The organism is Hydrogenophaga sp. (assembly GCF_030656115.1).
Lineage (GTDB): Bacteria > Pseudomonadota > Gammaproteobacteria > Burkholderiales > Burkholderiaceae_C > Hydrogenophaga.
In genome coordinates, this window is sequence record NZ_JAUSOO010000031.1 from 1 (window position 1) to 21965 (window position 21965).

The 21965-nt window shown below is 61.8% G+C and carries 24 protein-coding genes; 20 read left to right on the forward strand and 4 right to left on the reverse strand.

Features of this window, described 5'->3' with window-relative positions:
- Positions 1-171: 171 nt before the first annotated feature.
- Positions 172-753, reverse strand: coding sequence for a hypothetical protein (locus tag Q7J58_RS03555; protein ID WP_304823511.1), 582 nt, complete (start codon positions 751-753; stop codon positions 172-174).
- Positions 754-941: 188 nt separating this feature from the next.
- Between Q7J58_RS03555 and xdhC the strand changes: the two genes are divergently transcribed.
- From xdhC to Q7J58_RS03590, 7 genes are all read left to right on the forward strand, one after another.
- Positions 942-1766 carry a xanthine dehydrogenase accessory protein XdhC gene (xdhC, locus tag Q7J58_RS03560; RefSeq protein ID WP_304823514.1) on the forward strand — a complete coding sequence of 275 codons (825 nt, stop codon included), beginning with the start codon at positions 942-944 and terminating at the stop codon, positions 1764-1766.
- 212 nt (positions 1767-1978) lie between these two features.
- Positions 1979-3175, forward strand: coding sequence for a urate hydroxylase PuuD (locus tag Q7J58_RS03565; RefSeq protein WP_304823517.1), 1197 nt, complete (start codon positions 1979-1981; stop codon positions 3173-3175).
- 77 nt (positions 3176-3252) lie between these two features.
- Positions 3253-4359 (forward strand): S-(hydroxymethyl)glutathione dehydrogenase/class III alcohol dehydrogenase, encoded by a 1107-nt coding sequence (locus tag Q7J58_RS03570; protein ID WP_304823519.1) that lies wholly within the window; start codon positions 3253-3255, stop codon positions 4357-4359.
- Between the two features lie 2 nt (positions 4360-4361).
- Complete coding sequence (gene fghA, locus Q7J58_RS03575) at positions 4362-5225, forward strand: S-formylglutathione hydrolase (RefSeq protein ID WP_304823522.1); 864 nt, start codon at positions 4362-4364, stop codon at positions 5223-5225.
- A 23-nt stretch (positions 5226-5248) separates the two neighbouring features.
- The gene (locus Q7J58_RS03580) at positions 5249-5908 is read left to right on the forward strand and encodes an HAD-IA family hydrolase (protein ID WP_304823525.1); all 660 of its coding nucleotides are present in this window, start codon (positions 5249-5251) and stop codon (positions 5906-5908) included.
- Positions 5909-5953: 45 nt separating this feature from the next.
- Positions 5954-6337 (forward strand): Rieske 2Fe-2S domain-containing protein, encoded by a 384-nt coding sequence (locus tag Q7J58_RS03585; RefSeq protein WP_304823528.1) that lies wholly within the window; start codon positions 5954-5956, stop codon positions 6335-6337.
- A gap of 12 nt (positions 6338-6349) precedes the next feature.
- Positions 6350-7321 carry a S49 family peptidase gene (locus Q7J58_RS03590; RefSeq protein WP_304823531.1) on the forward strand — a complete coding sequence of 324 codons (972 nt, stop codon included), beginning with the start codon at positions 6350-6352 and terminating at the stop codon, positions 7319-7321.
- A 120-nt stretch (positions 7322-7441) separates the two neighbouring features.
- Here Q7J58_RS03590 and galE read toward each other — a convergent pair whose 3' ends face one another.
- From galE to Q7J58_RS03605, 3 genes are all read right to left on the reverse strand, one after another.
- A complete protein-coding gene (gene galE, locus Q7J58_RS03595; protein ID WP_304823534.1) occupies positions 7442-8476 on the reverse strand; it encodes a UDP-glucose 4-epimerase GalE in 1035 nt (344 codons plus the stop codon).
- 165 nt (positions 8477-8641) lie between these two features.
- On the reverse strand, positions 8642-9442 hold the full coding sequence (locus Q7J58_RS03600) for an SAM-dependent methyltransferase (RefSeq protein WP_304823537.1): 801 nt from the start codon (positions 9440-9442) through the stop codon (positions 8642-8644).
- Positions 9439-10053: a Maf family nucleotide pyrophosphatase gene (locus Q7J58_RS03605; protein ID WP_304823540.1), complete on the reverse strand. Its 615-nt coding sequence runs from the start codon at positions 10051-10053 to the stop codon at positions 9439-9441. Before Q7J58_RS03605 ends, Q7J58_RS03600 begins: the two co-directional genes overlap by 4 nt.
- Before the next feature lie 36 nt (positions 10054-10089).
- Between Q7J58_RS03605 and Q7J58_RS03610 the strand changes: the two genes are divergently transcribed.
- From Q7J58_RS03610 to Q7J58_RS03670, 13 genes are all read left to right on the forward strand, one after another.
- Entirely contained in the window at positions 10090-10659 is a 570-nt protein-coding gene (locus tag Q7J58_RS03610; protein WP_304823543.1) for a YceD family protein, read from the forward strand.
- A 276-nt stretch (positions 10660-10935) separates the two neighbouring features.
- Positions 10936-11118, forward strand: coding sequence for a 50S ribosomal protein L32 (gene rpmF / locus Q7J58_RS03615; RefSeq protein ID WP_019575026.1), 183 nt, complete (start codon positions 10936-10938; stop codon positions 11116-11118).
- 134 nt (positions 11119-11252) lie between these two features.
- Positions 11253-12314 (forward strand): phosphate acyltransferase PlsX, encoded by a 1062-nt coding sequence (gene plsX, locus Q7J58_RS03620; RefSeq protein ID WP_304823546.1) that lies wholly within the window; start codon positions 11253-11255, stop codon positions 12312-12314.
- Between the two features lie 18 nt (positions 12315-12332).
- Complete coding sequence (locus Q7J58_RS03625) at positions 12333-13310, forward strand: beta-ketoacyl-ACP synthase III (protein ID WP_304823549.1); 978 nt, start codon at positions 12333-12335, stop codon at positions 13308-13310.
- 64 nt (positions 13311-13374) lie between these two features.
- Positions 13375-14325, forward strand: coding sequence for an ACP S-malonyltransferase (fabD, locus tag Q7J58_RS03630; RefSeq protein ID WP_304823552.1), 951 nt, complete (start codon positions 13375-13377; stop codon positions 14323-14325).
- 16 nt (positions 14326-14341) lie between these two features.
- Entirely contained in the window at positions 14342-15103 is a 762-nt protein-coding gene (gene fabG, locus Q7J58_RS03635) for a 3-oxoacyl-ACP reductase FabG (RefSeq protein WP_304823555.1), read from the forward strand.
- Positions 15104-15223: 120 nt separating this feature from the next.
- Positions 15224-15463 carry an acyl carrier protein gene (gene acpP, locus Q7J58_RS03640; protein ID WP_304823557.1) on the forward strand — a complete coding sequence of 80 codons (240 nt, stop codon included), beginning with the start codon at positions 15224-15226 and terminating at the stop codon, positions 15461-15463.
- Positions 15464-15556: 93 nt separating this feature from the next.
- Entirely contained in the window at positions 15557-16801 is a 1245-nt protein-coding gene (gene fabF, locus Q7J58_RS03645) for a beta-ketoacyl-ACP synthase II (protein ID WP_304823560.1), read from the forward strand.
- Positions 16802-16836: 35 nt separating this feature from the next.
- A complete protein-coding gene (locus Q7J58_RS03650) occupies positions 16837-17319 on the forward strand; it encodes a hypothetical protein (RefSeq protein ID WP_304823563.1) in 483 nt (160 codons plus the stop codon).
- An 81-nt stretch (positions 17320-17400) separates the two neighbouring features.
- Positions 17401-18042: an RNA polymerase sigma factor RpoE gene (rpoE, locus tag Q7J58_RS03655; protein ID WP_304823566.1), complete on the forward strand. Its 642-nt coding sequence runs from the start codon at positions 17401-17403 to the stop codon at positions 18040-18042.
- Between the two features lie 58 nt (positions 18043-18100).
- Positions 18101-18829, forward strand: coding sequence for a sigma-E factor negative regulatory protein (locus Q7J58_RS03660; RefSeq protein ID WP_304823568.1), 729 nt, complete (start codon positions 18101-18103; stop codon positions 18827-18829).
- A gap of 165 nt (positions 18830-18994) precedes the next feature.
- On the forward strand, positions 18995-19915 hold the full coding sequence (locus tag Q7J58_RS03665; protein ID WP_304823571.1) for a MucB/RseB C-terminal domain-containing protein: 921 nt from the start codon (positions 18995-18997) through the stop codon (positions 19913-19915).
- A gap of 89 nt (positions 19916-20004) precedes the next feature.
- Positions 20005-21507: a DegQ family serine endoprotease gene (locus Q7J58_RS03670; protein WP_304823574.1), complete on the forward strand. Its 1503-nt coding sequence runs from the start codon at positions 20005-20007 to the stop codon at positions 21505-21507.
- The last annotated feature ends 458 nt before the right edge of the window (positions 21508-21965 follow it).

Genomic DNA, 21965 nt, shown 5'->3' on the forward strand with positions numbered 1-21965 from the left:
TGATTTGCGCTCCACGCTTCCTTCCCACACTCGGTCGCCCTCATGCGGTTGCGCTTCGCTTCGCTCGTCTTGGTCAACTTGCGGCGGGACTTGCACCCGCAGGAGTGCGCCCATGCTGGGCGCACATGAAAAAGGCCCGCAACAAGCGGGCCTTGGCGATACACCCATTGTTCAGCGCAGCCGCTGGCCTTCGGTGAGCGTATCGAGCTGGAAGTTGCCGCTCTTGTCCCACAGCCACACATCGGTGTAGGTCACAGGTCCCATGCGCACCGGTGCCGGGAACGGTGCCGCAGCCCTGACCGTGCGCTCAATCTCACGCATCACGTCGGGCACGTGCGATGGCGCGCGCATCCAGTTGAGGTTGCGCACGTTGCCTCGGTCATCCAGGTCCACTTGCAACACACCCACCGCATGCATCAGCGGGGGCAGCTGGCCTTTGTGGATGCGGTGACCGTTGTGCTTGTAGATGTGCCGTGCACCGTCTTGCCGGTAGTCTTTGGGCGTGGTGGCGTGCGAGATCAAGGTGGGTGCTGGCACCTCCACAACGGGTGGAGGCGGTGGTGGTGGTGGCGGGGCGGGGGCCGGTGCTGGCGGCGGTGGGGGGGGCGGCGGTGCTGGGGGCAGTGGCGTGGCGCAAGCGGCCAGCAAGGTGGCGGTCAAAATGCCCAGCCATGCCCAGGATGGGCGGTCTTCGGTTCTGTTGGCTGTGTTGCGGGCCAACGCCGGCTGCGGTGCGGGTGGAATGTCTCTCATATAGGATGTGCCTGTGTTGCGCTGCAAGAGCCCCTTGGCCTGGCGCTCGGCGGCCATATGGGCAAACGAATCGAGTGTATTGTGATTCTTGAAATCCGATTTGCACAGTCGCCCGGATACTGACGACCAATTGGGATTGGCTGGCTTTTTCACACACCCCTTCGGACATCTTCACCGCACATTCACCCATGGCGCATACCTTGGACGCGTTTTTGGCGCAACTGCGCACCCAGCCGGCTGTGCTGGTGACGGTGCAACACAGCCAAGGCTCGGTGCCGCGTGAAGCGGGTGCCTGGATGGCTGTGTTCGCCCAACGTGTGTTCGGCACCATCGGGGGTGGGCACCTGGAGTGGGACGCGCTGAGCCAGGCACGCCTGCACCTGGCTGGCTCCTCCAGCGTTCCCGCGCCCTGGACGCAACGCACCGTGTTGGGTCCCCGGCTTGGCCAGTGCTGCGGTGGTGCGTTGGAACTGGGGTTCGAACCCGTCAGCGCCGACGATGTGCAGCAACTGAGCCAACGGCTTCAACCGCGCCTGACACCCTTGGCCTTGTTTGGTGGCGGCCATGTGGGCCACGCCATCGTGCAGGCGCTGGCACCGCTGCCGTTTGCCGTGCACTGGGTCGATAGCCGCGACGACGTGTTTGCCCCGGACACGCCGACCCAGGTGCACACCGAGCATTCCGATCCGGTACACGCCGCGGTGCGCCACCTTGTCCCTGGCTCACGCGTCCTTGTCATGAGCTTTTCGCACGCCGAAGACCTGGATGTGGTGGCCGCTTGTCTGGAGCGCCAGCGTGAGCGCCACGATCTGCCGTTTGTGGGACTCATTGGCAGTCGCACCAAATGGGCCACCTTTGGACGCCGCTTGCAGGCGCGTGGGTTCAGCCCGTCAGAATTGGCCCATGTGACCTGTCCGATTGGCCTGCCTGGCATCACAGACAAAGCACCCGCCGTCATCGCTGCATCGGTGGTGGCGCAATTGTTGCTTTTGAATGCGACGGGGGCGGGTTGAAGGACAGAGTGGGCGCATCGGTTTGCAAAAAATCCGTTGGTTCGGGTTTTCCCAGCATCAAGTGTTTGCAGAAACTGTATACACTTTGCGCTGTACCGGTCGCAGCGGAGCGGGTGTGACGCCTCACACTCAATCGCGGCCCTCAGCCGACTCAGAGCGCCCGCGGTGGTGAGTCGCAAACCCTGACGGTTTTCCCGTTGTGTTGAGGTGCCATGGAAACTTATCTGCTGGATTGGGCCAACCTGCTGCTGCGCTGGTTGCATGTCATTGTGGCCATCGCCTGGATTGGCTCCTCTTTTTACTTTGTCTTTCTCGACAGCAGTCTCACGCCGCCCGAAGATGAACAATTGAAAAAAGACGGCGTCAGCGGCGAGCTCTGGGCTGTGCACGGCGGCGGTTTTTACCACCCGGTCAAATTTGCAGGTGCCCCGCCCAAGCTGCCCGGTCACCTGCACTGGTTTTACTGGGAAAGCTATTCCACCTGGCTCTCGGGCTTTGCGCTGTTTTTCATCTCCTACCTCTGGAGCCCCAGCGTCTATTTGATCGACCCCAACGTGATGGCTTGGAGCCCAGCCGGTGCGATTGCCGCAGCGCTTGCCTTTCTGGTGGTGTTCTGGCTGCTGTACGACGCGATTTGCCGCACCCTGGGGCAAAGCGAAAACGGCGATGCCAAGGTGGGCGCGCTGGTGCTGGTGCTGGTGTGTGTGGCCGCTTACGCCGCCACACAAATGTTTGCGGGCCGCGCCGCCTTCCTCATTGTGGGCGCCATGATCGCCACCACCATGAGCGCCAATGTGTTCTTCTGGATCATTCCCGGCCAGCGCACCGTGGTGGCCGACATCCAGGCCGGCCGCCCGGTGGATCCCATCCACGGCAAGCGCGGCAAGCAGCGCAGTGTGCACAACACCTACTTCACGCTGCCGGTGCTGTTCTCCATGCTGAGCAACCACTACAGCTTCACCTACACCCACGAATACAACGGGGTCGTTTTGATCGGGATGATGTTGGCTGGCGCCGCCATTCGCCAGTTTTTCGTGCTGCGCCACGGCTTCAAACTGGGTCGCAACAACCACCCCTGGCCTTACGCGGCAGTCGGTGTGTTGGTGTTGCTGGCACTCATCGTCTGGCTCAAGCCCGCCCCGGTGCAGGCGGTGGCGGTGCCCGACACCGTGAGCTACGCCCAGCTCAAGCCCGTCATTGAGCAGCGCTGTGTCATGTGCCACGGCGAGGCGCTTGCGTCCAAAAACGTGCGGCTCGACTCACCCGAGGCCGTGAAGCTGCACGCCCAGACGGTGTACCAGCAAGTCGTGGTCACCAAGCTCATGCCCATGAACAACGCCACCGGCATCACCGACGCAGAGCGCGCGCTGTTTGCGCAGTGGTTCAAAGGCGGGGCCCAGATGGATTGACGGGAAAGCCCCTGGCGTCGGGTGCGTGTGATCTGCGTTAATCTCAAGCGGTTGTTCAACCGCTTCATACCGCAACCATGAAAACCAAAGCCGCCGTCGCCTGGAAAGCAGGCCAGCCCCTGACCATTGAAACCGTGGACCTTGAAGGCCCGAAATTCGGTGAAGTGTTGGTCGAAATCAAAGCCACCGGCATCTGCCACACCGACTACTACACCCTCAGCGGCGCCGACCCCGAAGGCATTTTTCCTGCCATCCTGGGCCAGGAAGGTGCTGGCATTGTGGTGGACGTGGGCCCGGGCGTGACCTCGCTCAAGAAGGGCGACCACGTCATACCGCTCTACACGCCCGAATGCCGCCAGTGCAAGTTTTGCCTGAGCCGCAAAACCAACCTGTGCCAGCTCATTCGCGGAACGCAAGGCAAAGGCCTCATGCCCGACGCCACCAGCCGCTTCAGTCTGGACGGCCAGCCCATCTTTCATTACATGGGCACCAGCACCTTCAGCAACTACACGGTCGCGGCTGAAATCTCGCTGGCCAAGATCCGCGAAGACGCGCCGTTCGACAAGGTCTGCTACATCGGTTGCGGCGTCACCACCGGCATCGGCGCCGTCATCTTCACCGCCAAGGTGGAGGCTGGAGCCAACGTGGTCGTGTTCGGCCTGGGCGGTATTGGCCTGAACGTGATTCAGGGCGCCAGGATGGTGGGCGCCGACAAAATCATTGGTGTGGACCTGAACCCCGAGCGTGAAGCCATGGCCCGCAAGTTTGGCATGACGCACTTCATCAACCCCAAAGAGCACGCCAACGTGGTCGATACCATCGTGCAGTTGACCGACGGCGGCGCCGACTACAGTTTTGAATGCATCGGCAACACGAAGGTGATGCGCGACGCGCTGGAATGCACGCACAAGGGCTGGGGCCGCAGCATCATCATCGGTGTGGCCGAAGCCGGCGCCGAAATCTCCACCCGCCCGTTCCAGCTGGTTACCGGTCGCAAGTGGGAAGGCTCGGCCTTTGGCGGTGCACGCGGCCGCACCGACGTGCCCAAGATCGTCGACTGGTACATGGACGGCAAGATCAACATCGACGACCTGATCACCCACAAGCTCAAGCTGGAAGACATCAACGAAGGCTTCGAACTGATGAAGCGCGGTGAGTCCATTCGCAGCGTCATTGAATTCTGACCATGGCATTGAACCGACTCGAACTGCTCAGCGAGCACGGCTGCTTCGGTGGCGTGCAGCGCTTTTACAAACACGCTTCCAGTGAAATCGGCCTGCCCATGCGCTTTGGCCTGTTTCTGCCGCCGCAGGCACTGGCCGGGCAAGTTGTGCCGCTGCTCACCTTTTTGGCAGGGCTCACCTGCACCGAAGAGACCTTTGCCATCAAGGCCGGCGCCCAGCGCACCGCCGCCGAACTCGGCTTGGCCCTGCTCACGCCCGACACCAGCCCGCGCGGTGCGGGCGTGGACAGCGAAGACCATCACTGGGACTTTGGCGTGGGCGCGGGCTTCTACCTCGACGCCACCCGAGCTCCTTGGGCGGGCCATTGGCGCATGGAAAGCTACTTGCTTAAAGAGCTGTTGCCCGCTGTGGTGAGCGAGTTCACGCTGGACGGCGCACGCCAAGGTCTGTTCGGCCATTCCATGGGGGGCCACGGCGCCCTCACACTGGCGCTGCGCCACCCCGGCGTGTTTCGCAGTGTGTCGGCTTTTGCGCCCATTGGCGCACCCTCCCAATGCCCGTGGGGCCGAAAAGCCTTTACCGGCTATCTGGGACAAGACGAAACCACCTGGATGGCACACGATGCCAGCCGGCTCATGGCCGAGCAACCCACGGCGCCGTACCCGGGCGGCATTCTGGTGGACCAAGGTTTGGCGGACAAATTTCTCGCTGAACAGCTCCACCCCGAAGCCTTTGAGGCCGCTTGCGCACAGGCCGGCCAGCCGCTCACCCTGCGCCGCCACGAGGGCTACGACCACGGGTATTACTTCATCGCCAGTTTTGTGGAGGACCATTTGCGGCACCACGCACAGGCCTTTGCTGCTTGAACACCGCGTCACACACCACCGCCATGCGTCCTCGCCAATTCGACCTCATTGCCTTCGACTGGGATGGCACCCTGTTCGACTCCACCGCCCTCATCACCCGCGCCATCCAGGCCGCCGTGGCCGATGTGGGTGGTACCGTGCCCACCGACCAATCGGCCAGCTACGTCATCGGCATGGGTCTGATGCAGGCCCTGGCCCATGCGGCGCCCGATGTGCCGAAAGACAAATACCCCTTGCTGGGTGAGCGCTACCGCCACCATTACATGGCCCGCCAGCACGACCTCAGCCTGTTTGACGGTGTGTTGCCTCTGCTGGCCGAACTCAAAAGCCGCCACCACTGGCTCACCGTGGCCACGGGAAAAAGCCGTACCGGACTCAACGACGTGCTGCGCACGGTGGAGCTGCAAGGCATGTTTGACGCTTCCCGCACCGCCGACGAAACCGCCGGCAAACCCAGCCCGCTCATGCTGGAAGAGCTCATGGCCGAATTCGGTGTGGACCCCGAGCGCACCCTCATGATTGGCGACACCACCCACGATCTGCAAATGGCCCTGAACGCCGGTTGCGCCAGCGTGGGTGTGAGCTACGGCGCCCACGAATCCGACGCATTCCATGCGCTCAACCCTTTGCACGTGGCCCATTCGGTGCGCGAGCTGCACAACTGGTTGAGTGCCAACGCCTGAGGCCTTTGGCCGTTTCGCCGTGCTTGGGCCAGGTCTTTCCTCAACATGAACGCAGCCTCTTCCTCCGACCCTTGTTACCCTCTGTGCAACAGCCGCGACCTGGCCGATGGCGGACGGGCTGTGCCCTTTGATGTGGTTTACGCTGGCCAAACCTGCCGCGCCTTTGCCGTGCGATACCGTGGGCAGCCATACGCGTATCTCAACCGCTGCAGCCATGTGGCCATGGAAATGGACTGGCAGCCGAACCAGTTTTTTGACGGCTCTGGTCGCTGGCTTCTGTGTGCCACCCATGGCGCTACCTACGAGCCCACCTCGGGTGCCTGCACGGGCGGACCCTGCCGGGGTGGGTTGGTCAAAATTGAACTGCTGGAGCACGGCGGCGTGGTGCACTGGCAGTCACAATACAACCTCAAACCTGTTGAATTCTGAGAGCCCCGCAACATGAACGACGACAACGCGGGCTTGCCCGCCAGCGCCAGCAGCACCCCAGGCTGGGAGCGCGCCACCATCGAAAAACTGGTATTCGCCACCCTCAAAGAACAGCAGGCCGCCCGGCGCTGGAAAACGTTCATGCGGCTGGTCTGGCTTGGCATTTTTGGCGCCATCGCCTGGTTCATCTACAGCGCCGACAGTGTCAGCACATCCATCCGCACCCCCCACACCGCCGTCATTGAAATTCGGGGCGAAATTGCCTCTGGTGCCCAAGCCAGTGCCAGCAACGTGGTCAGTTCGCTCGTCTCTGCCTTTGAAGACCCGGGCGCCCAAGCCATTGTGTTGTTGATCGACTCACCCGGCGGCAGCCCTGTGCAGGCCGGAATCATCAACGACGAAATTACCCGCCTCAAGGCGCTGCACAACAAAAAAGTCTATGCCGTGGTGGAAGAAACCTGCGCATCGGCCGCCTACTACATCGCCGCCGCTGCAGACGACATTTATGTCGACAAAGCCAGTCTGGTCGGCAGCATCGGTGTGCTGATGGATGGTTTCGGTTTTACCGGGCTCATGGAAAAACTGGGTATCGAACGCCGACTCATGACCGCCGGTGAAAACAAGGCCATGCTTGACCCCTTCAGCCCGCAAGATGATGCGCAGCGCGCCTACATTCAGACCATGCTGGGTGAAATTCACACCCAGTTCATCACGGTGGTCAAACAAGGCCGTGGAACACGCCTCAAAGAAACACCCGATACCTTCAGTGGCTTGGTCTGGAGTGGCCAGCAAGCTGTGACCATGGGGTTGGCCGATGGTCTGGGCAGCCTGGACTTTGTGGCGCGTGAAATCGTCAAGGCCGCAGATATCGTCGATTACACCCAACGCGAAAACCTCGGCCTGCGCCTGGCCAAACGTTTTGGCGCCAGCGTTGGCGAGGGTGTGTTCTTGGCAGCACGGGCTGCGGGCGTTCAGGTGAAGTAAGTCCGCGTCAGTTCTTGACGGATCCCCTTGTCTGAAAAAATCACGGCATCGCTGTATGCCACGCAGCGACAGCAATGCCACGCTTCAAGGCACCAACCGAGTCGACATGCGCCGTGATCTTCAACCTCGGTAGCCGTTCGGGTTCCCGCTCTGCCAGCGCCAACTGTCGGCGCACATCTGGTCCAGCGTATGCCGGGCTTCCCAGCCCAGCAATTGCTTGGCCAATGCGGCATTGGCGTAACACTGCGCCACATCGCCCGCACGGCGCGGAGCAAATTGGTACGGCACGGGGCGCCCGCTGGCGGCTTCAAAGGCCCGCACCACCTCCAGCACACTGTTGCCCCGGCCCGTGCCCAGGTTCACCGTGAAGCTTTCGCCTTGGCCCAGCAGGGCTTGCAGCGCTGCCACATGGCCTGCCGCCAGATCGACCACATGTATGTAGTCACGCACCCCCGTGCCGTCGGGCGTCGCGTAGTCGTTGCCGTACACATTGAGATAAGGCCGCAGACCCACCGCCACCTGCGCCACAAACGGCATCAGGTTGTTGGGTATGTCTGCCGGGTCTTCGCCGATCAGCCCGCTGGGGTGCGCACCCACCGGGTTGAAGTAACGCAGTGTCCCGACGCGCCACACCGGATTGGCCGTGCGCACCGCCGTCAGCATGTCCTCAATGACCAGCTTGCTGTGGCCATATGGGTTGGTGTGGCTGCGCGGAAAGTCTTCGGTAATGGGCACCGAAGCCGGGTCGCCGTACACCGTGGCGCTGCTGGAGAACACCAGCGTGGGCACAGCAGGCACCGAGCCGTCGGCGTGCACCGCCGTCATGGCGCGCATCAGGCTCACCGCGCCACCGATGTTGTTGTGAAAATATTTCAGCGGCTGCGCCACACTTTCGCCCACGGCCTTGTCGCCAGCAAAGTGCACCACACCCACCGGCTGGTGGCGGCGCAACACCGCCTCCACCCAAGGCGTGTCCAAAACATCCCCGCGCTCCAGCAGCACCGGCTGGCCCGTGATGCGCTCCAGGCGCTCAAGCACCGCTGGGTGGCTGTTGGCGAAGTTGTCCAGAATCACAGGCTCAAAGCCCGCATCTCGCAATGCAACGAAGGTGTGGCTGCCGATATAGCCGGCGCCGCCAGTCAGAAGAATTTTCATGGGTGGGGGTCTGGGTGGTGAACGCCTGAAGGGGGTTCAATAACCCCAAATCCTAACTGCGCCCAAACAACTTCCAATACCGTTTCGTCAAAAGCGATGAAAGGTCTGTTGACATTGTCCTTGCCGAATGAAGCTGTGGATCTTCAAAACCACGATCCAGAACCCTTATCGCCCAATCAAAAACACCGCAGGTGCGTCCAGAGGAAGCCCCGCCAGTGCACCGTTGCCTCGCTTCCAGTCGTGTACCAACGCGCTGCGTACGACCTGGTTGTGCAGCGTGAGGGCACAACAAACAGCCAACCGCGTATGCGGGTGCAAGGTTTTCATCAGGGCCTGCAGCAGGGCGGTGTTGCGGTAGGGTGTTTCGATGAATATTTGCGTTTGCCCTGTTTTCAGGGCCAGGGATTCCAGTTCACGCACGCGTTGGGTTCGCTCGGTGGCTTCCTGCGGCACATAGCCCACAAACGCGAAGTTCTGGCCGTTCAAACCACTGGCGGCCAGCGCAAGCATGAGCGAGACCGGGCCCGTGAGGGGCACCACGCGCAAGCCCATGGCGTGTGCAGCGCGCACGATGGAACTGCCGGGGTCTGCAATGGCGGGCATACCGGCTTCGCTGACCAGGCCCATATCGTGTCCCAGCAAGGCCGGTGCCAGCAGGGTGCGGGCTAGAGCATCACCCTGGGTATCGGGTGTGTGATCCCCCTTTTTGTGGGCAGCGCGAGGCAGTTCGGTGATGTGTTGGCCTTGCAGGGGGGCGGCCAAGCCTTGGGTCGCTTCTACCCTTTTCAGGAAGGCTCGGGTGCTCTTGGCGTTTTCGGTGATCCAGTGGGTAAGGCTGCTGGCGGCGGTGAGGGTTTCGGCTGGCAGCCACTGGCTGGGAGCTGTCGCGCTGTCTTGGCTGACGCCGAAGTCCAGCGGGGTGGGCACCAAATAGAGCGAGCCGGGCTTGGCGGTGCTGGTGTTCATAACAACTGCACCCCAGCGGCGCGGATCATGCGGCAGGTTCGAATGAGCGGCAGGCCTACCAGGGCGGTCGGGTCGTCGTTGTCAATGCGCTCCAGCAGAGCAATGCCCAAGCCTTCGCTTTTGGCGCTGCCGGCGCAGTCGTAAGGTTGTTCGGCATGCAGGTAGTTCTCAATTTCACTGTCGCTCAGATCTCTGAACACCACGCGCACGGCAGCCAGTTCACATTGCTCAAACCCGGTTTCCAGGCACACCACGGCCAGTGCGGTTTGAAAGACGACGGTTTGTCCGCGCATGCGTTGCAGTTGGGCTACGGCGCGTTCATGGGTGCCGGGCTTGCCCAGGGGTTCACCGTGCAGGTCAGCCACTTGGTCGCTGCCAATCACCACCGCTTGCGGGTGGCGCATTGCCACGTCGCGCGCCTTGGCTATGGCCAGGCGCAGGGCCAGGGCGGCGGGTGTCTCGCCGGTTCGCGGGATTTCGTCTACCTGGGGGCTGACGACGTCAAACGGCACGCCCAAGCGGCCGAGCAGCTCGCGCCGGTAACGCGAGGTGGAGCCCAAAATGAGCGGGCGTGAGAGGGGGTTGGGAGCCGTGGTGCTGAGAACAGACATACCGGTATTCTCCCAGCATTCTTTTACACTCCCGGCATGAATCCCAACCCCAAAATGGCATGGAATGCCGACCGCCTGGACATGCGGGCATTTGCTCTGGCCGGTGCCAGCCTGCAGGCCGACGACCCGCTGAACCGCTTTGAACGGCTGTTGGCCGAGGCTCATCTGGACGCAGAAACCCAGTTTTCAGCATTGCAGGTGCACTGGCAAGCTCATGGTGAGATGCGCCCTGGCGCCAAGGGCGGTGCGCCTGCCGTGTGGTTGCACCTGGAGGCACGTACGTCGATGCCGTTGACGTGTCAGCGTTGTCTGGGCCCTGCTGAGACGGTGCTCGTGGTGGACCGCTGGTTCCGTTTTGTGGCCGATGAAGCCGCAGCCGAAGCAGAAGACGATCACTGTGAAGAAGATCTGTTGGCCCTGGAGCCGCGCCCCAGTCTGCATGAATTGCTGGAAGATGAATTGCTGATGGAGTTGCCATTGGTTCCCATGCACGAGGTGTGTCCGCTGCCGGTGGTGATGCAGGCTGCCGACCCGGGTGTGGGTCAAGAGGGTGATGGGCCACAGCGCAGAAATCCGTTCGCCGAACTGGCGCGCTTGAAGAAGTAAGTGGTTTTGTGCTTGTCGAACTTGCCGGGGTAGGTTGCCGGCGCTGCTTGCTGCAGTGCAAAGCCCGCATTCGTCGGATTTACTTTTGTATCGCTGCTGGCTTCAGGCTATAATGCTTGGCTTTGCGCTTGTACTCGTTTGCACATTGTGTGGTCGGGTCGGGTGCTTGATAGTTGCCACAGTTGGTTGATTGGGTATTTTGGCATTTTGGTCACCCCATGAATCCACCCTGTTTAGGCCACCCCGTTTCACCCCAACCGATTTCAGGAGCCCATCATGGCCGTACAGCAAAACAAAAAATCCCCATCGAAGCGTGGCATGCACCGTTCGCACAACGCGCTCAACGTGCCGGGTATCGCCGTGGAGCCTACCACCGGTGAAATCCACTTGCGTCACCACATCAGCCCCAACGGTTTTTACCGTGGTCGCCAAGTGCTGAAAAACAAGTCAGAAGCCTAAGTGACGGGCAGCCACAGGCCTCGCCGCGGTGTCGCGCACGGGGTCTGTAGCTCTATCCAGGCACAGGCCCGCATGATCCATGCGGGCTTTTTTCATTCTTGGGGTGCCCTGAGCGCCTGCACCGGGATGTTGTCATGATCACCATCGCTGTGGATTGCATGGGGGGAGACGTCGGTCCAGCTGTGACGTTGCCAGCCTGCGTGGCTTTCTTGGCCAGTCACCCCAACGCCCAGTTGTTGCTGGTGGGGCAGCCTTCGATTTTTGCTGCATGGCCGCAGATTCTGGATAACGTTCGTTGCACCGTTGTCCCCGCCAGCGAGGTCGTTACCATGGACGACCCGGTGGAGGTGGCGCTGCGCCGCAAAAAAGACTCGTCCATGCGGGTGGCCATTCAGCAGGTCAAGGACGGTGCGGCCCAGGCGGTCGTGTCGGCTGGTAACACGGGCGCGCTCATGGCGATCGCCCGCTATGTGCTCAAGACGTTGGATGGTATTGATCGCCCGGCCATTGCGTCCCAGTTGCCCAATGCCCGCGGCGGAGCCACCACCGTGCTGGATCTCGGCGCCAATGTGGACTGCACCGCCGAGCACCTGTTGCAGTTCGCGGTGATGGGATCGGCCCTGGTGGTGGCGATCACGGGGCGGCCGGAACCCACGGTGGGGCTGCTCAACGTGGGTGGAGAAATAATCAAAGGCAGCGAAATCATCAAAAAAACCGGTGTGTTGTTGCGTAATGCGGCCAACACGGGTGATTTGAATTTCTTTGGGAACGTCGAAGGAAACGATATCTTCAAGGGAACGACCGATATCGTTGTGTGTGATGGCTTTGTCGGCAACGTGGCTCTCAAGGCAAGCGAAGGTGTGGCGACCATGTTCGCAGGTTTCATCAAAGATGAGTTTTCTCGCAACTGGCTGACAAAGCTGGCAGCTATCTGCGCTTATCCGGTTCTATCGGCCTTTAAAAAGCGCGCTGACTACCGTCGTTACAATGGAGCAGCCCTGCTGGGGCTGCGCGGGCTGGTGTTCAAGAGCCACGGGTCGGCTGACGCCTTCGCGTTTGAGCAGGCGCTGTGCCGGGCTTATGATGCGGCCCACAACAACTTGTTGGACAACGTGCGGGAACGCATAGCCCACGCAGCCCCGCTGATTGCCGGGAGCGCGGCACCCAGTGAGTTCAAAAGCATTCCGACCATTTAATACAAGCCAGTCCCTCGCATGACACGTTACGCCCGCATCACCGGCACCGGCAGCAGCCTGCCCCCCCAGCGCCTGACCAATGCCGACATGGTGGACATGTTGGCCCAGCGCGGCGTGGAGACCAGCGACGAGTGGATCGTGGAGCGCACCGGCATTCGGGCACGGCACTTTGCGGCCGATGGCGTGTTTGCCAGCGACCTGGCCGCAGAAGCCTGCCGTCAGGCGATGGATGCGGCCGGTGTGGTGCCCACAGATATTGACTTGATCATTGTGGCCACGTCGACGCCCGACATGGTTTTTCCCTCCACCGCAGCCCTTTTGCAGCACAAACTGGGCATTGCGGGCTGCCCGGTGTTTGACGTACAGGCTGTGTGCAGTGGTTTCATTTATGCGCTCACGGTGGCGAGCTCTCTGATCCAGACGGGTACGGCGACCAAAGCGCTGGTGGTGGGTTCCGAAGTGTTTAGCCGCATTCTGGATTTCACCGACCGCACCACCTGCGTGCTGTTCGGCGATGGAGCGGGTGCGGTGGTGCTGGAAGCCAGCGACACGCCGGGTATTTTGGCCACCGATATCCACGCCGATGGCAAGCACAGCGGTATCTTGTGCGTGCCGGGCCATGTGTCGGGTGGCAACGTACTGGGCGACCCGCTGCTGAAAATGGACGGCCAGGCGGTGTTCAAGCTGGCGGTGGGTGTGCTCGAAGACACCGCGCGTGCGGCCTTGACCAAGGCGGGCAAGACCTCGGCCGACATCGACTGGCTGATTCCCCACCAGGCCAACATCCGCATCATGCAAAGCACGGCCAAAAAGTTGAAGCTGCCCATGGACAAGGTGGTGGTGACGGTGGACCAGCACGGCAACACGTCGGCGGCCTCCATCCCACTGGCGCTGGACCACGCGGTGCGCGCTGGTCAGGTGAAGAAAGGCGACACGCTCATGCTCGAAGGCGTGGGTGGTGGCTTTACCTGGGGCGCTGTGCTGCTGGACTTTTAGGCTGAGTCGGTCTGTCGCAACACCGTTACTGTTTCGCCCGGCTATTCCGGGTGTGGATTGAAACATGAAGAATTTTGCTTTTGTCTTTCCTGGTCAAGGTTCGCAATCGGTCGGCATGCTCGACGCCTGGGGCGATCACCCCGCTGTGCTGGAAACGCTGAAAGAAGCGTCGGACGCCCTGGGTGAAGACGTTGCCAAGCTGATCAAGGAAGGCCCGAAAGAAGCGCTGGCGCTCACCACCAACACCCAGCCGGTGATGCTGGTGGCGGGTGTGGCTGCCTGGCGCGTGTGGCGCGCCGACGGTGGCGCGCTGCCGGCCGTGGTGGCGGGCCATTCGCTGGGTGAGTATTCGGCGCTGGTGGCTTCGGGCGTGTTGACGCTGGCGCAGGCGGCACCGCTGGTGCGCTTTCGCGCAGCGGCCATGCAAGAGGCCGTGCCGGTGGGCACGGGTGCCATGGCCGCTATCTTGGGCATGGACGCAGCCCGCGTGATCGTCGGTTGCGCCGAAGCGCAGGCCACGTTTGGCGCGGGCAGCGACGAGGTGGTGGAGGCGGTGAACTTCAACGACCCTGCGCAAACCGTGATTGCGGGCAGCAAGGCGGCGGTGGAAAAAGCCTGCGAAATGCTCAAAGCCAGCGGCGCCAAGCGCGCTTTGCCTTTGCCGGTGTCGGCCCCGTTCCATTCCAGCCTGATGAGGCCTGCCGCAGAAAAGCTGCGGGAAAAACTGGCGGCCACGGTGTTGGCGGCCCCCCAGATTCCGGTGGTGAACAACATTGACGTGGCGGTGCAGACCGACGCCGACGCCATACGCGACGCGCTGGTGCGCCAGGCTTTCGGGCCGGTGCGCTGGGTCGAATGCGTGGCAGCTATCAAGGCCCGCGGTGCGACCACGCTGGTGGAATGCGGCCCGGGCAAGGTGCTGGCCGGGATGGTCAAGCGCATCGACGCCGAACTGACCGGCTCAGCCCTTTACGACCCGGCCACGCTGGCTGATGCGAAGGCCCTGCTGGCCTGACACAAGGAGTACACCCATGTCTGAAATCCAATTTGCGGGCCAGGTGGCCTTGGTCACGGGCGCTTCGCGCGGTATTGGTGCCGCCATTGCGCACGAACTCGTGGCGCGCGGTCTGACCGTGATCGGCACAGCCACCAGCGACGAAGGTGCCGCCAAAATCGGTGCCGTGCTGGCCGCTGTGCCTGGTGCGGCGGCTGGTTGCCGCGGTGCCCGGCTCGACGTGAACGACGCCAAGGCGGCCGAGGCCTTGATCGACGAGATCGTGAAAGCCCATGGCGGTTTGCAGGTGTTGGTGAACAATGCCGGCATCACCCGCGACATGCTGGCCATGCGCCTGAAAGACGACGACTGGGACGCCGTGCTCGACACCAACCTGAAGGCGGTGTTTCGCATGAGCCGCGCGGTGATCCGGCCCATGATGAAGCAGCGCTATGGCCGCATCATCAGCATCACCAGTGTGGTCGGTGCCTCGGGCAATGCCGGCCAGGCCAACTACGCAGCCGCCAAAGCCGGCGTGGCAGGCATGACGCGTGCACTGGCCCGTGAGCTGGGCAGCCGCAACATCACCGTGAACTGCGTGGCGCCGGGTTTCATTGAAACCGACATGACCGCAGCCTTGCCCGAAGAGCAGCAAAAAGCCTTGCTGGGTCAGATTCCTCTGGGCCACTTGGGCAAGCCCGCCGACATTGCGCACGCTGTGGCTTACCTGGCCAGCCCGCAGGCTGCTTATGTGACGGGACAGGAATTGCACGTCAACGGTGGCATGTTCATGGCCTGATGGAGCCGACTGGCACCCTTGTTTCCAACGCCGCATAAGCCGTCCGGCGGGCCGTCTAGGGATGCCTCTCTAGGCCGGCTAAAATGACGGTCTGTATTTCAACCACCCTCAGAGGGACTTATGAGCGATATCGAAGCACGTGTTAAGAAAATCATTGCCGAACAACTCGGCGTGGAAGAGGGTCAGGTCACCAGCGAGAAGGCCTTCGTGGCCGATCTGGGCGCCGACTCGCTGGACACGGTTGAACTGGTGATGGCCCTGGAAGACGAATTTGGTATCGAGATCCCGGACGAAGACGCAGAGAAGATCACCACCGTCCAAAATGCCATCGATTACGCGATGGCCCACCAGAAGGCTTAAGCCATCCATGAGCCAACGCACGGTCGCCCCGAGGGGTTTCTTTCCTTTGGGGTGGCAGTGCATTACACGCTGTAAAGAGCGTGGGGGACACCAATGAGCCGACGTCGCGTTGTCGTGACCGGCCTGGGTTGTGTCAGCCCCGTGGGCAACACGGTGTCTGAAGCCTGGGCCAATATTCTTGCTGGCAAGTCCGGCATCGACCTCATCACCCGATTTGACGCGTCAAATTTCTCCTGCAAGATCGCGGGCGAGGTGAAGGGGTTTGATCTTGAGTCTTACATCACCGCCAAAGAAGCGCGGTCAATGGACTCATTCATACATTACGGTATCGCCGCAGCCCACCAGGCTGTGGTGGACTCGGGTTTGCCTGTGGGCGACGCCCTGGACGAAGAAACCGCCAACCGCATCGGCTGCATCATCGGCTCGGGCATCGGTGGCTTGCCCTTGATTGAAGAGACGCACGCCGAATACGTGAGCCGCGGCCCGCGCCGGATCTCGCCGTTTTTCGTGCCTGCCTCGATCATCAACATGATCGCCGGGCATGTGTCGATGCGGTTTGGCTTCAAAGGCCCCAACCTCGCGGTCGTCACGGCTTGCACCACCGGTCTGCACTGCATTGGTGAAGCTGCGCGCAAGATCGAGTACGGCGATGCCGATGTGATCGTGGCGGGCGGTTCCGAAGCGACGGTGTCGCCGCTGGGCGTGGGTGGCTTTGCGTCCATGCGCGCTTTGTCGACCCGCAACGACGACCCGACCACGGCTTCTCGGCCCTGGGACAAAGACCGTGATGGCTTCGTGTTGGGCGAGGGTGCTGGCGTGATGGTGTTGGAAGAGTACGAGCACGCCAAAGCCCGTGGCGCCAAAATCTATGCCGAGCTGTCGGGCTACGGCATGAGCGCCGATGCGGGTCACATGACGGCGCCGAGCATGGACGGCCCACGCCGCGCCATGGTGAACGCCTTGCGCAACGCAGGGGTGAACGCCGATCAGGTGGACTACCTCAACGCACACGGTACGTCCACGCCGCTGGGCGATGTGAACGAGACCCATGCGATCAAGGCCGCTCTGGGTGACCACGCCAAAAAGACGGTGGTGAACTCCACCAAGTCGATGACGGGTCATTTGCTGGGTGGTGCCGGTGGCATTGAGAGCGTGTTCACGGTGCTTGCGGTACACCACCAAAAGAGCCCGCCGACCATCAACATCTTCAACCAGGACCCGGAATGCGACCTGGACTACTGCGCCAACACGGCACGGGACATGAAGATCGATGTGGCGATGAAGAACAACTTCGGATTTGGCGGCACGAACGGCACACTGGTTTTCCGGCGCGTCTGACCTGCTCCTGAACAACGTTATTTTCAAAACAGCGCATGCGCAACGCCCCATCGGTGGTGTTCCCGGTGGGGCGTTGTGCTTTTTACGCGGGCCTGCTGTGCGCACTGGCCGGCCTCGGCCTGCTGGTGTTGCTGCTCTGGTGGTGGCCCTGGCTGGGCGCAGCGGCCGATGCGCCTTGGCTGACCCGGGTGGCTGGCTGGCTGGGTGGCTTGCTTTGGCTGGGTTGGGCCGGGTTTGCCTGGCGGAGCTGGCTGAACGCTCCCGTGGGGTGGTTGCAATGGGATGCGCTGGGTGCGCCGTTCAGTGGGCAGACGCGCGCCGGTGTGTGGCACTGGCACCGCGATGCCCTTGCCGACGGCGCGCCCCTGCAGCAAGTGGAACGGGTGCTCGACCTGCAAAGCCGCATGCTGTTGCGGGTGCGCAATCCAGACGGCGCGCACCGCTGGCTCTGGGTCGAGTGCGACAGCGACCCCACGCGCTGGAACGACCTGCGCCGGGCGTTGGTGCGGTTGGCTTGAGGCATCGGGCATGAGCCGAAAAATGGGCTGTGCATTGCCTCAGCCTTTCACACTGTCCCAGTGGGTTATATTTCCGCGCGCATGACACCCGAAGACCACACCGCTCCACCGCCGCCCGACAGTGATGTCATGTTGGTTCAACGAACCCTCGCCGGAGAGTCGCGCGCGTTCGACATGCTGGTCATCAAGTACCAGCGCCGGGTGGAGCGTCTGATTGGACGGATGGTGCGAGACAGCGACCTGGTGCAGGACATTGCTCAGGAGACTTTCATTCGGGCTTACCGTGCCCTGGCCCAGTTTCGGGGGGACGCGCAGTTCTACACCTGGCTGTATCGGATTGCGGTCAATACCGCTAAAAAGCAGCTCATGGAGCTCAAACGCGATCCGCTGGTTTTCCAGTCGCAAATGAAATCTGGCGACGACGATGAAACTTCCTCACTGGAACGCGAACTAAATTCGAATGTGGCCGACACCGAGACGCCCGAGGCGGTGCTGGCCAGCAAGGAGATTGCACAGGCCGTGAACGCGGCCTTGGACGCATTGCCCGAAGAGCTGCGCATGGCCATTACCTTGCGGGAAGTAGAGGGCTTGAGCTACGACGATATTGCTCAGGCACTGGATTGCCCCATCGGCACGGTGCGGTCCCGGATTTTCCGGGCCCGCGAAGCGATTTCCAGTCGCATCAAGCCCATGCTGGAACGCCAAACGGGAAAACGATGGTAGCGCCTCGTGGTCCCACGAGAGTGCTTGTAATCGCTGTATCAGATATTTGGAAGTCAACATGAACGCCGCCAACACACACACGGACCTGACGACAGACGCATGGATGGGTAACCCTGCATCGAGTTCGTCTCACGCCACTTCGCTGGAGTTTGAGCCGGCAAGCTGTTTGTCTGCCTTTGTAGATGGTGAGTTGACTGAAGCTGAACTTGACCGTTGGCTGGCAACTCTGGATCGAGAGAGCCAGGGTCTTGAAGGATGGCACAGCTACCAGGTGATTGGTGATGTGCTGCGCGCTTCGGCGCCCGCAGTGGCGACCAAAACCTCGCAAGACTTTCTGGCGGGCATCCGCGCGCGGTTGCAGGTCGAGGCATCTGTTGTTCAACCGTTGTCTGTGCCGCCCGTGTTACCCATGGCCCCACCCGGGGTGGTGGGGCATGCGCGCGCGCCGGCCGCCAACGACGCCGTGTTTCGCTGGAAGATGGTGGCTGGACTGGCCTCGCTCGCCGCGGTGATGGCGGTGAGTTGGACGGTGCTGGGCTCAGCACCGTCGGGTGTCCGCGGTGGTGCTGGTGCACAGTTGGCTCTAGTCGGCGCGAACCCAGGCATTGCTGCACCGCAGTTGCCGGAAAGCACAGCCGTGGTGGTGAACACACCGCAAGGTGCCGTGATTCGGGACGTCCAGCTGGAAGCCTTGATGGCCGAGCACCGCCAGCACGGCGGTATGTCTGCCCTGCAAATGCCCGCAGGTTTCCTGCGCAACGCCACATACGACGCGACCGGACGCTGAACCGCCATGACGCTTGCCTTGCCTTTGCGTGTTGCTTTGACGGGACCCCTGAACGCGTTGGCCCGTTGGGTGCCAGTGACAAAGCCCTTGCCGTGGCGCGCGGCAGCACTGGTCGCATTGATCGCTGGCTTCTGGGCGCCGCTGCAGGCTCAGACTGCATCCCCTGTGGCCACCGAGTCCCGCAGTGTGAATGAGTGGCTGATGCGTATGCACGAAGCCTCGCGCCAGCGTGCTTACATGGGCACGCTGGTGGTGTCGGCGGGATCGTCCATGTCGGCGTCCCGCATCTGGCATGTGTGCGATGGCGAGCAGCAAATGGAGCGTGTGGACACCCTCACGGGTGCGCCGCGCACAACCATTCGGCGCAACAACGAGGTGATCACGTTTGTGCCGGAGACCAAGACGGCATGGGTTGAAAAGCGCGAGTCGTTGGGTTTGTTCCCCGAGCTGCTGCGCACACCCAGCAATGGGATACCCGAGTTTTATGGCGTGAGCGAGGCGGGTACCGAGCGTGTGGCCGGTTACCTGGCCGATGTGGTCGAGATCCAGCCCAAAGATGCTTTGCGCTTTGGTTTCCGCATCTGGTCAGAGAAAAAAACCGGCTTGGTGGTGAAGTTGCAAACACTGGGAGAGCAGGGCGCGGTGCTGGAGCAGGTGGCATTTTCGGAGCTGCAGCTGGACGCGCCGGTGAGCATGGGCAAACTCACTCGGCTCATGAAAGACACCAAAGGTTATGACGTGCAACGGCCGGTGCTGAAAAAGACCACCGCTGAAGCAGAAGGCTGGCGCATGAAGGAGTCCGTGCCCGGTTTCCTGCCCATGAGCTGCCATACCCGCGAAGTGGCCGAGTCTGTGGGTGGTGGCGCTGCTGCGCCGATGCAGTGGGTGTTTTCAGACGGATTGGCCTCGGTTTCACTGTTCGTGGAGCCCTACGACGCCCAGCGCCATGGCAAGGAAAAGACCGCAGTGTCTGGCGCCACCCATTCGCTGACCCGCCGTGTGGGCACCTACTGGTTGACAGTGCTGGGTGAGGTGCCCACGGCCACGCTGCGCCGTTTTGCCTACGCGCTGGAGCGAACGCGCTAAGCCTTGCCTGCGGCCTCCATCCCTTGCTTCCTCGCAACGGGCCCATTCCCGTATTTTTCTGTGTTGTTGCCCTTTTTTGAAGGATCACCATGACGCTTCGCCATCTTGTCCATAAGCCTGTTCTTGCCGTTGCGGCGGCAGCCGTGTTGGCCGCTGGCGGCACTGCGGCGCTGTTGTTGCCGCAGACCTTGTCGGCCCAAACCCCGGTGGTGCCGGTTGCCCCCAGTGTGCGCGGGTTGCCCGATTTCACCGATCTGGTGGATCTGGTGGGGCCTTCGGTGGTCAACATCCGCACGCTGGAGCGGGCCAGTGCCCGTGCCGAATCCGGCTCAGGGGCCGATGAGCAGATGCTGGAATTTTTTCGTCGTTTTGGCATTCCGGTGCCACCCGGTGTGACGCCGCGAGGCCCGCGCCCCGATCGCGGCCCGTCGGAAGAAGCTCAGCCGCGCGGTGTGGGTTCCGGTTTCATCCTCAGCGCAGATGGGCTGATCATGACCAACGCCCATGTGGTGGATGGGGCCGATGAACTGATCGTGACGCTGCCCGACAAACGCGAATTCAAAGCCACTGTGGTGGGGGTCGACAAGCGCACCGACGTGGCTGTGGTGAAGATCGACGCCTCAGGCTTGAGCGCCGTGAAGATTGGTGATGTGAACCGCTTGCGTGTGGGCGAATGGGTGATGGCCATTGGCTCGCCCTTCGGCCTGGAAAACACCGTGACCGCTGGCATTGTGAGCGCCAAGAAACGTGATACAGGCGACTTTCTTCCGTTCATCCAGACCGATGTGGCGATCAACCCCGGCAACTCGGGCGGGCCACTGATCAACATGCGCGGTGAGGTGGTGGGTATCAACAGCCAGATCTATTCGCGCTCGGGTGGCTTTCAAGGTATTTCATTTGCCATTCCGATCGACGAGGCGGTGCGCGTGTCGGATCAGATCCGCACCACAGGCCGCGTCACGCGCGGGCGCATTGGGGTGCAGATCGACCAGGTCAGCAAAGAGGTTGCCGAGTCGATCGGGCTGGGCCAGCCCAAGGGCGCACTGGTGCGGGGTGTCGAACCCAACTCGCCAGCCGCCAAGGCGGGTGTTGAGCCGGGCGACATTATTCTGAAATTCGATGGCAAAGAGATCGACAAATCGGTGGACCTGCCGCGCTTGGTGGGCAACACGAAGCCCGGCAACAAAAGCTCCATGACGGTGTTTCGCCGGGGTAGCCAGCGCGATTTGTCTGTGACGGTGGCGGAGCTGGAACCCGAGCAACCGCAAGTTCGTGCAGAAGCGCCAGAAGCGCCCAAGCCACAGGTCGCTGGAGCCGCCAAGGTGTTGGGGCTTACCGTGGCCGATCTCAGTGCTGCACAAAAGAAAGAGCTGGGCGTAAAAGGTGGTGTGAGAGTTCAGTCCGCCGAGGGCCCTGCTGCGCGTGCCGGTTTGCGTGAAGGCGATGTGATTGTTGCTGTTGCCAACGCCGACACTTCCACCGTGAAGGAGTTGGAGGCTGCTCTGGCCAGATTGGACAAAACACGCCCGGTGAATGTGCTTTTTCGCCGTGGCGAGTGGGCTCAATACGCGGTGATCCGGCCTGAACGCTGAACATCCTTGGGACGAGGTCGTGTCGGCGGTGCCACCTCAACCCCCCGCTTGATGGATGAAGGGCCGGCTGTTTTGACGCAAGTGGGTGGTAAGCCATACCCTGGTCGCTACCCACTTCGCCGAAAGGATCATTTTTAAGTTGACGAACGCTGACTTGGTTACCGAGGCTGTTCCTCGGATTCGATAAAATCGGATCGGTTTGAGTGGTGCTTGCGTGCCACCAACGTGGTCCTGCTTTCTGTGAGTAAAACAGTCGCAGCAGGCTGATTTCAGCCACAAACGATGCCCAGCTTTTCGTTTTCACTGCGCTGGGGCTGTGGATAAATTTCATGTTGCTGCGCTGCAACAATCTGGTTCTCGGGTATGGGTGGTGTGTATTCCAGGCTTTTTGCCTACAATGAAACCCCAACTATCGCAGTTGCCCTTGATTGTTGGTTATGGGCGCGTCAACACTTGAC